Source organism: Enterobacter cloacae complex sp. 2024EL-00711 (genome assembly GCF_047529885.1).
Classification (GTDB): Bacteria; Pseudomonadota; Gammaproteobacteria; order Enterobacterales; family Enterobacteriaceae; genus Enterobacter; species Enterobacter ludwigii.
In genome coordinates this window covers 470120-482327 of sequence record NZ_JBLIZC010000002.1, presented here as the reverse complement: position 1 = coordinate 482327, position 12208 = coordinate 470120, and the positions used below count along the sequence as shown (strand labels likewise).

The following is a 12208-nucleotide window of genomic DNA, read 5'->3' as shown; positions in this document are numbered from 1 at the left end:
CATGATTATCCGATTCTGCAGGGCGTTCAATTGGATGAAAAAGGGGGATAAAGTGAGGTTATTCTGAGGTTGCCCACAACCGGGGCAACTTTTCTGGTTAAATTAACAGTTGCAACAATGAAAGATCGTCGCCCAGTTTGACGCTATCTATGTGTTGATGAAAGAGCTTTCCCGCTTCCTGATTATGCTGGCTAAGGGAGTGGAAGCTGTAAATAACATCAACGATATTATCTTGTTCAATTTTTCCCGCCACGAGAGCCTGACCGGCAAGTAATGTTTTAAGGAAATAGAACTCCGCAACGATTAAATAAAGGTTATTCAACATGCTGCGGCCATTGTTCTGTGGGAAGCCCTGCTCCCATAGTTTGTATTTAAAAAAATTCTTAAATAAATGGTCATTGGTCGCCAGGTAACTGCCCGCCACATCGCGCCAGACGGACTCGATGTTCTCCATGACCTTCTCTGCCGGAACGGTGTCACCCGCAGGCTCAAATTGTTGGTATAGCTGGGTAAAATAACGATTTAATACTGCGCCGCCGCGGGCTGTCGCTTTCTTCGTAAAGTAGCTCTGGATGAGCGAAATTAACGCGAATTTCAGGCTGTAGTTCTGATTAAATCCGCCTAACTCCGTTTTTATTTTACCGCTCACCAGTTCGTTAACCAGCGAGAAATAGACCGTTTCGAGCATGCCGATATTCTCCTCGAGATTATCGAGCTTTTCAGCCACCATGAGGAACTTCACCACGGCGTAAACCTGTTCTTCAACGCTGGCACCTTCAACGCTGAATATATTCTGGCAGAAGAGATTGATGACCTTGGCCTTCAAATCGATCATCGGCGCAATATTGACGTCCTGCTGAACAATGACAGATTCCATCATCGACATCGACTCCCGATCGTTTAACAGAAGTCGGGTAACTTCCGGACACGAGAGATTCAGCGATTTTTCGATTTCATTTTTATAGACCCGATTTGTCCGCGGGAACGACGAACAGGTTGGGCTTAAGGCCTGGGCGCCCATGGCGCTATGAATTGAACAGAGTTTTTCCGTATCCATAAACGGGCAGTTTTTACTTTCCGTATGGAAAATCACTTCGCCCCAGTTGCCATACTGCTTTTTGGTGACTTTTATCGCCGTTCTCGCCGTCTGACGAATGGCGGCATTTTTACTGTTCAGATAGCGATTAACGGAGGATTTATCAAACGCGATGGTCCAGCCCTGACAACAATGTTCACGGCATTCCCCACCAACACATGAAAAATCTGCGACCAGCTTTGGTTGAGTGACACTGATTTGTTTCACGGTTGGATTCTCAAATAGTAGAGATAAAAAAACCCCGCCGAAGCGGGGTTTCGTACGTAAAATTAACGCAGCAGAGACAGAACGGTCTGTGGAACCTGGTTTGCTTGAGACAGAACAGAAGTACCAGCCTGCTGCAGGATCTGCGCGCGGGACATGTTGGAAACTTCAGTTGCGTAGTCAGCGTCCTGGATACGGGACTGAGCAGCAGACAGGTTGTTAGAAGTGTTGTTCAGGTTGTTGATTGCAGAAGTGAAGCGGTTCTGCACAGCACCCAGGCCTGAACGTGCTTTATCAACAATTGCAATTGCATCATCGATAGTTTTCAATTCGGTTCCAGCTTGAGCAGTCAGGTCTACCGCTGCAACACCCAGGGTAGCGGTGTCAGCTTTAGCGCCGCTCAGGTCCAGGTTGATGGTGTCGCCATCATTTACGCCAACCTGAATTTTGACAACACCAGCGGTACCAGCAGAACCGTTCAGCAGTTTGATACCGTTGAAGTCAGTTTTGCTTGCAACACGATCGATCTCAGCCAGACGCGCTTTAACTTCATCCTGCAGGGATGACAGGTCAGAAGTGCTGTTAGTACCAGTGCTTGCCTGAACAGCCAGTTCACGAACGCGCTGCAGGTTGTTGTTGATTTCGTTCAGGGAGCCTTCAGCAGTCTGCGCCATGGAGATACCGTCGTTGGCGTTACGTGCAGCCTGGTTCATGCCTTTGATCTGAGCGGTCATGCGGTTTGCAATTGCCTGGCCAGCAGCATCGTCTTTCGCGCTGTTAATACGCAGACCGGAAGACAGACGCTCGATAGCAGTGCCCAGAGAAGACTGAGATTTGTTCAGGTTGTTCTGAGTGGTCAGGGACAACAGGTTAGTATTGATAACTGCCATAGTTTTGTTTCCTTCAAAAATTGGGTTTTAGGTCCGGTGCCTAACACTCACAGCGTCTCTCACCGTCAACAAGGTTATCGACGGGTCCTCAAAAGACTTTAGAATCAATTTTGAAAAAAATGTAACACACTGATTATTAATGATTTTATTTTCAAAAAAACAATTAAGGTCCGCCAGAGGTTTATTATTTACGCTTTTTTAACGCGCAAAGAAATGACGAAAAAACGCACACATTTAATCGTATTTTCAATGCGCTGATAATGACACTAAAGTGCAATCCTTTCATTTACCTAGCCAGGACGTGTCTATTCTTTGGATTATTTTTTTCTCACCATCGTAAACTTTTACGTTAAGAGGCCGATAAGAGTTCTGAACTACTTTCGTATTTAAGGAAAATATGCATGGCTACTATCAGTAACCTCGGGATAGGTTCTGCAGGACTCGGGGATTTATATAATCAGTTGGAAGCGGCAGAGAAAACCAAGCTGACGACGATTACTTCCCAGCAATCAACGTATAACGCTCAGTTAAGCGCGTACGGCAAACTGCAGAGCGCCATGACATCGCTGCAGACTGCGACCGCTGCACTGGGTAAAGCAACCACCTGGAACTCAACGTCCGTTAGCAGTACCAACACGGCTTTTACCGCCACGACAACGGCTGACGCCTCCGTGGGTTCCTTTGTTGTCAACGTTAACCAAGTTGCAAAGGCACAGGCACTCACTACCGGCTCATATGCAAATAACACGGATCTGCTGGGCGATACGACAGGTACAACGCGTAAAATCACCATCACCCAACCGGGCACGAAAACGCCTTTAGAGGTCACCCTGGCAGATGGCGATACGTCTCTAGCCGGGATCGCGAGCGCCATTAATAAAGCGAACGGCAACGTCACCGCCAGCGTCATTAAAGCGAAAGAGGGTGATTACCGCCTGATGCTGTCATCAAAAACCACCGGTACGGATGGTGCGATGACGATTAGCGTCACCGGCGACGCCAAGCTGCAAAGCGCCATTGGCTACGATTCCACCACCAAAACGGGCGCGCTGACGGTGAACACCGACGCGCAGAACGCGATTGTGGTGGTGAACAACATCTCCATCGAGCGCCAGTCGAATACCATTACCGATGCGCTGCCTGGGGTTACCTTCTCGGTGAAAGCCGAAAGCAAAGCCGATGAAACCCTTGAGGTTTCACGCGCGACGGATGCGAACCAGAAGGCGATCACCGACTGGGTCACGGCGTACAACTCGCTGCAGTCCACCATTAACAGCCTGACGAAGTATGTTCCGGTTGATGCGGGCTCCGGCAGCCAGTCTACAAGCAACGGCGCGCTGGTCGGTGATGCGAACGTGCGCGGGGTTCAATCTCAGCTGCGCGGCCTGCTGACTGAAGCACAAACCGGCCCCGTTCAGATCATGGCCCAGCTTGGGATCACCCAGGACCCGGTGAAAGGCTCGGACGGTACCGTCGGTAACCTGAAAGTCGACACCGATAAGCTGAAAAAAGCGCTGACCGACAACCCGAACGCCGTACAGCAGTATTTTGTCGGTGACGGAAAGAAAACCGGTCTGGCCACCCAGATGAATAACACGCTGACCAATATGCTCAGCACCAGTACCGGCAGCGCCGGGGTGATCCAGAACGCGAAAGACGGGATCAACAAAACGCTGAAAACCCTGGGCGAACGTTACGATGCCATGGATGCCCAAATTGAAGCCACCATGGCACGTTACAAAACCCAGTTCACCAGTCTGGACGTATTAGTCACCAAAATGACCAGTACTGCCAACTACCTGACCCAACAGTTCTCACAAAAGTAGTCGTAGCCTTCAGGAGTGGATATGTATAAAACCTCTGGTGTTCAATCCTATCAGCAGATAGGAGTAGAAAGCGCAGTCATGAATGCCAGTCCACACCAGCTGATTGTCATGTTGTTCGACGGGGCGCATAGCGCCCTTGTTCGCGCGCGTTTGTTCATGGAAGCCGGACAAATTCGTGAGAAAGGCGAAGCGTTAACGAAAGCCATCAACATCATCGACAACGGTTTAAAAGCAGGACTGAACATGGAGGTTGAGAGCGAATTGTCCGGTAATCTTGCCTCCTTGTACGAATATATGGTTCGACGTTTGTTACTGGCGAATGTCAGTAACGACGTAGACGCAATTGTTGAAGTCGAGGGTTTATTAAACAACATTGCGGATGCGTGGAAGCAAATCGGCCCCAATGCGTCCTCTATTTCAGGATAATTTTGATGAATAATCCCAGCGCAGCGCTTAGCCACTGGCAGGCGCTACATGCTCAGAGCATTGCTATGCTAAATCTCGCACATTCTGGTCAATGGGATGCGCTTATCGAGCAGGAAATGCATTACGTTCAACTGGTGGAAAAGATTTCTCTAACGCCCATCATGTCATGCCCTCCGGCTCAGGTTGAGCAAGCGCGTGCGCTGCTGGAAATGATCCTTGAAAATGAGAATGCGCTAAAGGCACTGCTGAAAGTCCGCATGGACGAACTGCGCAATCTTATTGGTCAAACCGGTAAACAGCAATCCATTACCTCTACCTATGGAAAGCTGTCAGGAAATATTCTTTACCCAGAAAATTTAACCCGCGACTCACAATTATGATTTCTTCATCCATACTCCAGAAGTCTGCCAAACGGCTTCTGGAGCACGGACGATGAAAAACCCCACCCTGTTACAATGTTTTCACTGGTATTACCCTGCGGGCGGTGAATTGTGGCGAGAGGTCACGGCGTTAGCCCCCAATCTTAACGAAATCGGCATCAATATGATCTGGTTGCCGCCAGCCTGTAAAGGCGCATCCGGCGGGTACTCGGTCGGATACGACACTTACGATCTCTTCGACCTCGGTGAGTTTGACCAGAAAGGCAGCGTCGCCACCAAGTACGGTGATAAAGCTCAGCTGCTGGAGGCCATCGACGCACTCAAAAGTAATGAGATCGCCGTCCTCCTTGACGTGGTGGTTAACCACAAAATGGGCGCAGACGAGAAAGAACCCGTCCGCGTTCAGCGCGTCAACGAACAGGATCGCACGCAGATCGACGATGAGATCATTGAGTGTGAAGCCTGGACACGCTACACCTTCCCTGCCCGTGCCGGGCAATATTCGCAGTTTATCTGGGATTACAAATGCTTCAGCGGCGTCGACCATATTGAAAACCCCGATGAAGACGGCATTTTTAAAATCGTCAACGACTACACCGGTGAAGGCTGGAACGACCAGGTTGATGATGAGATGGGTAATTTTGATTACCTGATGGGCGAAAACATTGATTTTCGCAACCATGCCGTCACAGAGGAGATCAAATACTGGGCCCGCTGGGTCATGGAACAAACTGGCTGTGACGGTTTTCGTCTGGACGCCGTCAAACACATTCCCGCCTGGTTTTATAAGGAGTGGATTGAACACGTTCAGGAAGTCGCAACGCAACCGTTGTTTATCGTGGCGGAATACTGGTCCCACGAAGTGGATAAACTGCAGGCCTATATTGACCAGGTCGATGGCAAGACGATGCTGTTCGATGCCCCCCTGCAGATGAAATTCCACGAAGCATCGCGCCAGGGTCGGGAATACGACATGAGCCAAATCTTTACCGGCACCCTGGTCGAAGCCGATCCGTTCCATGCGGTAACTCTGGTTGCCAACCATGACACTCAACCTTTGCAGGCGCTGGAAGCGCCGGTTGAAGCGTGGTTTAAACCGCTGGCCTATGCCCTGATCCTGCTGCGTGAAAACGGAGTGCCCAGCGTCTTTTATCCGGATTTATTCGGTGCCAGCTATGACGATACGGGCGGTGACGGCGAAACCTACCATATTGATATGCCGGTCATCGAGCAGCTTCACGAGCTAATCCTCGCCCGCCAGCGTTTTGCCCACGGCGTGCAGACGCTGTTCTTCGATCACCCAAACTGTATCGCCTTCAGCCGCAGCGGCACCGAAGACGATCCTGGCTGTGTGGTGGTGATGTCGAATGGCGATGACGGCGAGAAAGTGATTTGTTTGGGTGAAAACTACGGCAACAAAACGTGGCGTGATTTTCTCGGCAATCGCGAAGAAACGGTCACTACCGCAGCGGATGGCGAAGGCACCTTTACCTGCAAAGGTGGAAGCGTCAGCGTGTGGGTGATTGAGGATGCGTTGTAGTTGTAAAAGCATCTGACGTGAATTGAATGCCGGGTCAGGCGAAGCTGCCACCCGGCAACATGCACTACGGAAGTTTACTCTCCAGCGGATTTTTGCTCAGATAATCTGCGCACTCTACCGTCGGGCGATCGACCTTCTGTAGCTCCATACCATCATACTCAAGAACAGAGCCATCGCGCTCCAGCGGATAAATATCCAGCTTGCGGGTGACGTTATAATAACTGTCTGAACGCAGCATGATTTTACCCGGTACAGCGATCACGCGCTGCCACTGACGGCAGTCCAGCGTATCGCCCTCCTCCGTCACCACCAGCGTGGCAATCGCCTCTGGGCTCACCATTTTGCTCTGCGGCCCTTTTGACTGCCAGTACCCTGCCAGATGCGCCGGGACGGGGTGTTTGATCACTTCCTGATAGTTATCCACCTGAACGCACCCGGTCAGTGCCAGCAGCGCGCCAGCAATTGCTATTTTTTTCATCATCTTTCCTGCATTCGAAGAAAAAAATATTGTGGCATTAAAGCGCTTGGGCTGCCAGCGAAGATCGACGGGGCTTAAACCTGCATCCCCATCACTTCCTGATAAGCAGACACAAGCTTGTTACGCACCTGAATCCCCATCTGCAGGGAAACCGAGGCTTTTTGCAAATCGGTCATCACATCATTCAGTGCCACGCCCGGCTCGCCGAGGGTGAACTTCTCCGCCTGAGTACGTGCGGCGGTCTGGGTATCGCTGATACGGTCAAGCGCGGCGTGCAGTTGTCCTGCAAAACTGATGCTCGGTTGTTCTGCCACATTCTGATTACGGGCCGTCATCGCCGTTGCCTGCAACTGACTGATCACCCCTTCAATACCCTGTATAGCCATGACTCTCCCCTGAATGGTTTTTTACGGGGTCAAGACTAACAGCTTGTCAATAAGATAATGGCGGTAAATAGCGTGAAAAAACCAGGTTATTTGACGCATAGAAAATCCTGAATCATCAAATAATGGCAGGGCCATCAATATGGAACTTTTGTCGTGTTTGCCGACCCGGGAGTCAGTTTTGTTTCTCTACACGAATAACGTAAACCACCAGGATTTAAGAGGTGCGCAATGAGTGCAACAGCATCGACAGCGCCACAAAATAAATCACTCGAGTGGATGAACCGCCTTCGCGCGAATCCTAAAATCCCGTTGATCGTGGCAGGCGCTGCCGCAATTGCGATCCTTGTAGCGATGGTCTTGTGGGCGAAAAGCCCTGATTACCGCACGCTTTACAGTAACCTTTCCGATCAGGATGGCGGTGCCATCGTCACCCAGCTTACCCAGATGAACATCCCTTATCGCTTTGCGGATAACGGCGGTGCGCTGGAGGTACCGGCTGATAAGGTGCACGAACTTCGTCTGCGCCTGGCGCAACAGGGACTGCCAAAGGGCGGTGCGGTTGGTTTTGAACTGCTGGATCAGGAAAAATTCGGTATCAGCCAGTTCAGCGAGCAGGTGAACTACCAGCGTGCGCTGGAAGGTGAGCTGGCCCGTACGATTGAAACATTGGGTCCGGTGAAGAGTGCCCGTGTGCACCTGGCCATGCCTAAACCCTCCCTGTTTGTCCGCGAGCAGAAATCCCCGTCGGCCTCCGTCACCGTTAACCTCCAACCTGGCCGTGCAATGGATGAAGGACAAATCAGCGCGGTGACCCATCTGGTCTCCAGCGCCGTTGCCGGTCTCCCGCCGGGTAACGTGACGCTGGTTGATCAAAGTGGTCATCTGCTGACCCAGTCCAATACCGCAGGCCGCGATCTGAATGACGCGCAGCTGAAATATGCCGCGGATGTGGAAGGTCGCGTGCAACGTCGCATCGAAGCCATCCTTGGCCCGGTCGTGGGTAACAGCAACGTGCATGCGCAGGTTACCGCGCAGATTGACTTCTCTAATAAAGAACAGACCGAAGAGCAATACAGCCCGAATGGCAACCCGGCTCAGGCGGTAATGCGCTCTCGTCAGGTCAATGAAAACGAACAGGTTGGCGGCGCATACCCCGGCGGTGTGCCGGGTGCATTGTCTAACCAGCCAGCACCGGCTAACGCGGCGCCAATCTCAACGCCACCGGCTAATCAGCAGAACGGTCAGCAAACGAATCAGCAGACTACATCAACAGCCAGCACCGCCGGTCCGCGTACCAGCAGTCGTAACGAAACCACCAACTACGAAGTGGACCGTACTATCCGCCACACCAAACTGAACGTGGGCGATGTACAGCGTCTGTCGGTTGCGGTGGTGGTGAACTACAAAACGCTGGCGGATGGCAAACCGTTGCCGTTGACCGCCGAGCAGATGAAACAGATTGAAGACCTGACCCGTGAAGCGATGGGTTACTCCGAGAAACGCGGCGACACGCTCAACGTGGTGAACTCACCGTTCAACTCGGTTGAAGAGTCAGGTGGCGAACTGCCGTTCTGGCAACAGCAGGCGTTTATCGATCAGCTGCTGTCCGCAGGTCGCTGGCTGCTGGTTCTGATTGTCGCGTGGCTGCTGTGGCGTAAGGGCATTCGTCCTCAGCTCCAGCGTCGTGCTGAAGCTGAAAAAGCGGCGCGCGAACAGGTCAGTACCCGTCAGGAAGTGGAAGATGCGGTTGAAGTTCGCCTCAGCAAAGACGAACAGATGCAGCAACGCCGTGCTAACCAGCGTATGGGCGCCGAGGTCATGAGCCAGCGCATTCGCGAAATGTCAGATAACGATCCGCGCGTCGTGGCGCTGGTCATCCGCCAGTGGATGGGTAACGAACATGAGTAACACGCTTTCAGGCACCGATAAAAGCGTCATCCTGCTGATGACCATTGGCGAAGACCGTGCGGCCGAGGTGTTCAAACACCTCTCGCAACGCGAAGTACAGATTCTCAGTGCGGCAATGGCAAACGTACGCCAGATCTCTAACAAACAGCTGACGGAAGTGCTGTCTGAATTTGAGCAGGAAGCCGAACAGTTTGCCGCGCTCAACGTCAACGCCAACGACTATCTGCGCTCCGTGCTGGTCAAGGCGCTGGGCGAAGAGCGTGCCGCCAGTCTGCTGGAAGACATTCTGGAAACGCGCGATACCGCCAGCGGTATCGAGACACTCAACTTTATGGAGCCGCAGAGTGCCGCCGACCTTATCCGCGACGAGCACCCGCAGATTATCGCCACCATTCTTGTCCACCTCAAACGTGGCCAGGCGGCCGATATTCTGGCGTTGTTCGAAGAGCGCCTGCGTCACGATGTGATGCTGCGTATCGCGACCTTCGGTGGTGTCCAGCCAGCCGCGCTGGCGGAGCTGACCGAAGTGCTGAACAACCTGCTCGATGGCCAGAACCTCAAGCGCAGCAAAATGGGCGGCGTGAGAACGGCGGCAGAGATCATCAACCTGATGAAAACGCAGCAGGAAGAGGCGGTCATTACCGCCGTTCGCGAATTCGACGGCGAGCTGGCACAGAAAATTATCGACGAGATGTTCCTGTTCGAAAACCTGGTCGAAGTGGACGATCGCAGCATCCAGCGCCTGCTCCAGGAAGTGGATTCCGAGTCGCTGCTTATCGCCCTCAAAGGTGCCGAGCAGCCGCTGCGCGAGAAGTTCCTGCGCAACATGTCTCAGCGTGCGGCAGATATCCTGCGCGACGACCTTGCCAACCGTGGCCCGGTCCGTCTGTCTCAGGTGGAAAACGAACAGAAAGCCATCCTGCTTATCGTTCGTCGTCTGGCGGAAACCGGCGAGATGGTGATTGGCAGCGGAGACGACACCTATGTCTAATGAACTGCCGTGGAAGCGCTGGACGCCCGACGATCTGGCGCCTCCCCTGTCAGAGTTCACACCCGCCGTGCTGTCGCCCGAAGAGGGCGACCCGGACGTCGAGCAGCCTGAGCTGAGCGAAGAAGAGCAGCGCGCGCAGATGCTGGCCCAGTTGCAGATGCAGGCCCACGAGCAGGGCTACACGGCTGGCCTGAACGAAGGACGCCAGAAAGGCCACGATCAGGGGTATCAGGAAGGTCTGGCCAAAGGGTTAGAACACGGCATTGAACAGGCGCGCCAGCAACAGGCTCCGCTTCACGCCCGTATGCAGCAGCTGGTCAGCGAGTTTCAGCACACGCTGGATGCGCTGGACAGCGTCATTGCCTCAAGGCTGATGCAGATGGCGCTGGAAGCCGCCCGTCAGGTGATCGGCCACGCGCCGGCGGTGGACAACACCGCGCTGATTAAACAAATTCAGGGTCTGCTTCAGCAGGAGCCGCTGTTCAGTGGGAAACCGCAGCTGCGCGTTCATCCGGACGACCTCCAGCGCGTGGAAGAGAGTCTGGGCGCGACGCTGAGCCTGCACGGCTGGCGTCTGCGCGGCGACCCGTCGCTGCATCACGGAGGCTGCAAGGTCTCTGCCGATGAAGGCGACCTGGATGCCAGCGTTGCGACCCGCTGGCAGGAACTGTGCCGCCTGGCAGCACCGGGAGTCGTCTGATGACTGCACGCCTCACCCGCTGGCTCAACACGCTCGATAATTTTGAAGCGAAGATGACGCAGCTGCCGTCCGTTCGCCGTTACGGACGACTCACGCGGGCCACCGGCCTGGTGCTGGAAGCCACTGGCCTGCAGCTTCCGCTGGGAGCCACCTGCGTGATTGAGCGTCAGGATGGACTAGAGACGCGTGAAGTTGAGAGCGAAGTCGTCGGCTTTAATGGCCAACGCCTGTTCCTGATGCCCCTTGAAGAAGTTGAAGGCATTCTGCCCGGTGCGCGCGTGTATGCGAAAAACATCAGCGGCGATGGACTGCAAAGCGGGAAACAGCTCCCACTTGGCCCTGCCCTGCTTGGCCGCGTTCTGGACGGAAGCGGTAAACCGCTGGACGGCCTGCCCTCGCCGGATACCACCGAAACCGGCGCGCTGATCACCCAGCCGTTTAACCCCCTTCAGCGTACCGCCATCGAACATGTCCTCGACACCGGCGTACGCCCGATTAACGCCCTGCTGACCGTAGGCCGCGGGCAGCGTATGGGCCTGTTTGCCGGCTCAGGAGTGGGCAAATCCGTCCTGCTTGGCATGATGGCACGCTACACCCAGGCCGATGTCATCGTCGTGGGTCTGATCGGTGAACGTGGTCGCGAAGTAAAAGACTTTATTGAAAACATTCTCGGTGCAGAAGGCCGTGCCCGCTCGGTGGTCATCGCTGCACCGGCGGATGTCTCACCGTTACTGCGTATGCAGGGTGCTGCGTATGCCACCCGTATCGCGGAAGATTTCCGTGACCGCGGCCAGCACGTGCTGCTGATTATGGACTCCCTGACCCGCTATGCGATGGCGCAGCGTGAAATCGCTCTCGCCATCGGAGAACCTCCGGCGACCAAAGGTTATCCGCCTTCGGTCTTTGCCAAGCTCCCGGCGCTGGTCGAACGTGCAGGAAACGGCATCAGCGGCGGCGGCTCAATCACCGCTTTTTATACGGTTCTGACCGAAGGCGATGACCAGCAGGACCCGATTGCCGACTCCGCGCGTGCGATCCTCGACGGTCATATTGTGTTATCGCGCCGTCTGGCCGAAGCCGGCCACTACCCGGCAATTGATATCGAAGCATCAATCAGCCGTGCAATGACGGCATTGATCACAGAGAAGCACTACGCTCGCGTGCGTAACTTCAAACAACTCCTCTCCAGCTTCCAGCGCAACCGCGATCTGGTGAGCGTGGGGGCGTATGCCAAAGGCAGCGACCCGATGCTCGACAAAGCGATTAGCCTGTGGCCGCAGCTGGAGGCGTTTTTGCAACAAGGTATTTTTGAACGCGCCGACTGGGAAGACTCACTCCAGGCACTGGAGTTGATTTTCCCGCAGGTGTAACACAGGTGGAGGG

The 12208-nt window shown here is 53.8% G+C and carries 12 protein-coding genes; 8 read left to right on the top strand and 4 right to left on the bottom strand.

The genetic code is table 11. The features are described from left to right. Positions 1 to 97: 97 nt before the first annotated feature. Both fliB and ACMVME_RS08645 read right to left on the bottom strand, forming a co-directional pair. Complete coding sequence (gene fliB / locus ACMVME_RS08650; RefSeq protein WP_068794762.1) at positions 98 to 1303, bottom strand: flagellin lysine-N-methylase; 1206 nt, start codon at positions 1301 to 1303, stop codon at positions 98 to 100. Positions 1304 to 1365: 62 nt separating this feature from the next. Further along, entirely contained in the window at positions 1366 to 2190 is an 825-nt protein-coding gene (locus ACMVME_RS08645; RefSeq protein ID WP_068794763.1) for a flagellin, read from the bottom strand. 401 nt (positions 2191 to 2591) lie between these two features. On the opposite strand from ACMVME_RS08645, the gene fliD reads away from it, so the two are divergent. From fliD to amyA, 4 genes are read left to right on the top strand one after another with little or no spacing between them, the layout of a single operon-like run. Further along, positions 2592 to 4016, top strand: coding sequence for a flagellar filament capping protein FliD (gene fliD / locus ACMVME_RS08640; RefSeq protein ID WP_068794764.1), 1425 nt, complete (start codon positions 2592 to 2594; stop codon positions 4014 to 4016). 21 nt (positions 4017 to 4037) lie between these two features. Then, positions 4038 to 4442, top strand: coding sequence for a flagellar export chaperone FliS (gene fliS, locus ACMVME_RS08635; RefSeq protein WP_033145898.1), 405 nt, complete (start codon positions 4038 to 4040; stop codon positions 4440 to 4442). 5 nt (positions 4443 to 4447) lie between these two features. Further along, complete coding sequence (fliT, locus tag ACMVME_RS08630) at positions 4448 to 4822, top strand: flagella biosynthesis regulatory protein FliT (protein WP_068794765.1); 375 nt, start codon at positions 4448 to 4450, stop codon at positions 4820 to 4822. A gap of 52 nt (positions 4823 to 4874) precedes the next feature. Beyond that, a complete protein-coding gene (gene amyA, locus ACMVME_RS08625; RefSeq protein ID WP_020883341.1) occupies positions 4875 to 6362 on the top strand; it encodes an alpha-amylase in 1488 nt (495 codons plus the stop codon). A gap of 64 nt (positions 6363 to 6426) precedes the next feature. On the opposite strand, the gene yedD is transcribed toward amyA, so the two are convergent. Together yedD and fliE are read right to left on the bottom strand one after the other, a co-directional pair. Then, positions 6427 to 6840, bottom strand: a complete 414-nt coding sequence (gene yedD, locus ACMVME_RS08620) for a lipoprotein YedD (protein ID WP_020883340.1) — start codon at positions 6838 to 6840, stop codon at positions 6427 to 6429. A 74-nt stretch (positions 6841 to 6914) separates the two neighbouring features. Then, positions 6915 to 7226 (bottom strand): flagellar hook-basal body complex protein FliE, encoded by a 312-nt coding sequence (fliE, locus tag ACMVME_RS08615; RefSeq protein ID WP_014170728.1) that lies wholly within the window; start codon positions 7224 to 7226, stop codon positions 6915 to 6917. Between the two features lie 228 nt (positions 7227 to 7454). Here fliE and fliF point away from each other — a divergent pair, with 228 nt between their 5' ends. The 4 genes from fliF to fliI are packed head-to-tail and all read left to right on the top strand — an operon-like array spanning position 7455 to position 12195. Then, the gene (gene fliF, locus ACMVME_RS08610; protein ID WP_014170729.1) at positions 7455 to 9134 is read left to right on the top strand and encodes a flagellar basal-body MS-ring/collar protein FliF; all 1680 of its coding nucleotides are present in this window, start codon (positions 7455 to 7457) and stop codon (positions 9132 to 9134) included. Further along, on the top strand, positions 9127 to 10125 hold the full coding sequence (gene fliG / locus ACMVME_RS08605) for a flagellar motor switch protein FliG (RefSeq protein WP_014170730.1): 999 nt from the start codon (positions 9127 to 9129) through the stop codon (positions 10123 to 10125). The genes fliF and fliG overlap by 8 nt, the downstream gene beginning before the upstream one ends. Continuing rightward, on the top strand, positions 10118 to 10825 hold the full coding sequence (gene fliH / locus ACMVME_RS08600; RefSeq protein WP_032678466.1) for a flagellar assembly protein FliH: 708 nt from the start codon (positions 10118 to 10120) through the stop codon (positions 10823 to 10825). The genes fliG and fliH overlap by 8 nt, the downstream gene beginning before the upstream one ends. Continuing rightward, positions 10825 to 12195, top strand: a complete 1371-nt coding sequence (fliI, locus tag ACMVME_RS08595) for a flagellar protein export ATPase FliI (protein WP_032680683.1) — start codon at positions 10825 to 10827, stop codon at positions 12193 to 12195. Before fliH ends, fliI begins: the two co-directional genes overlap by 1 nt. Positions 12196 to 12208: the final 13 nt, after the last annotated feature.

Bases quoted from the DNA above. Each gene is read 5' to 3' on its own strand.
- ACMVME_RS08645 (WP_068794763.1), bottom strand. From the start codon at position 2,190: ATGGCAGTTATCAATACTAACCTGTTGTCCCTGACCACTCAGAACAAC.
- fliD (WP_068794764.1), top strand. From the start codon at position 2,592: ATGGCTACTATCAGTAACCTCGGGATAGGTTCTGCAGGACTCGGGGAT.
- fliS (WP_033145898.1), top strand. From the start codon at position 4,038: ATGTATAAAACCTCTGGTGTTCAATCCTATCAGCAGATAGGAGTAGAA.
- fliT (WP_068794765.1), top strand. From the start codon at position 4,448: ATGAATAATCCCAGCGCAGCGCTTAGCCACTGGCAGGCGCTACATGCT.
- amyA (WP_020883341.1), top strand. From the start codon at position 4,875: ATGAAAAACCCCACCCTGTTACAATGTTTTCACTGGTATTACCCTGCG.
- yedD (WP_020883340.1), bottom strand. From the start codon at position 6,840: ATGAAAAAAATAGCAATTGCTGGCGCGCTGCTGGCACTGACCGGGTGC.
- fliE (WP_014170728.1), bottom strand. From the start codon at position 7,226: ATGGCTATACAGGGTATTGAAGGGGTGATCAGTCAGTTGCAGGCAACG.
- fliF (WP_014170729.1), top strand. From the start codon at position 7,455: ATGAGTGCAACAGCATCGACAGCGCCACAAAATAAATCACTCGAGTGG.
- fliG (WP_014170730.1), top strand. From the start codon at position 9,127: ATGAGTAACACGCTTTCAGGCACCGATAAAAGCGTCATCCTGCTGATG.
- fliH (WP_032678466.1), top strand. From the start codon at position 10,118: ATGTCTAATGAACTGCCGTGGAAGCGCTGGACGCCCGACGATCTGGCG.
- fliI (WP_032680683.1), top strand. From the start codon at position 10,825: ATGACTGCACGCCTCACCCGCTGGCTCAACACGCTCGATAATTTTGAA.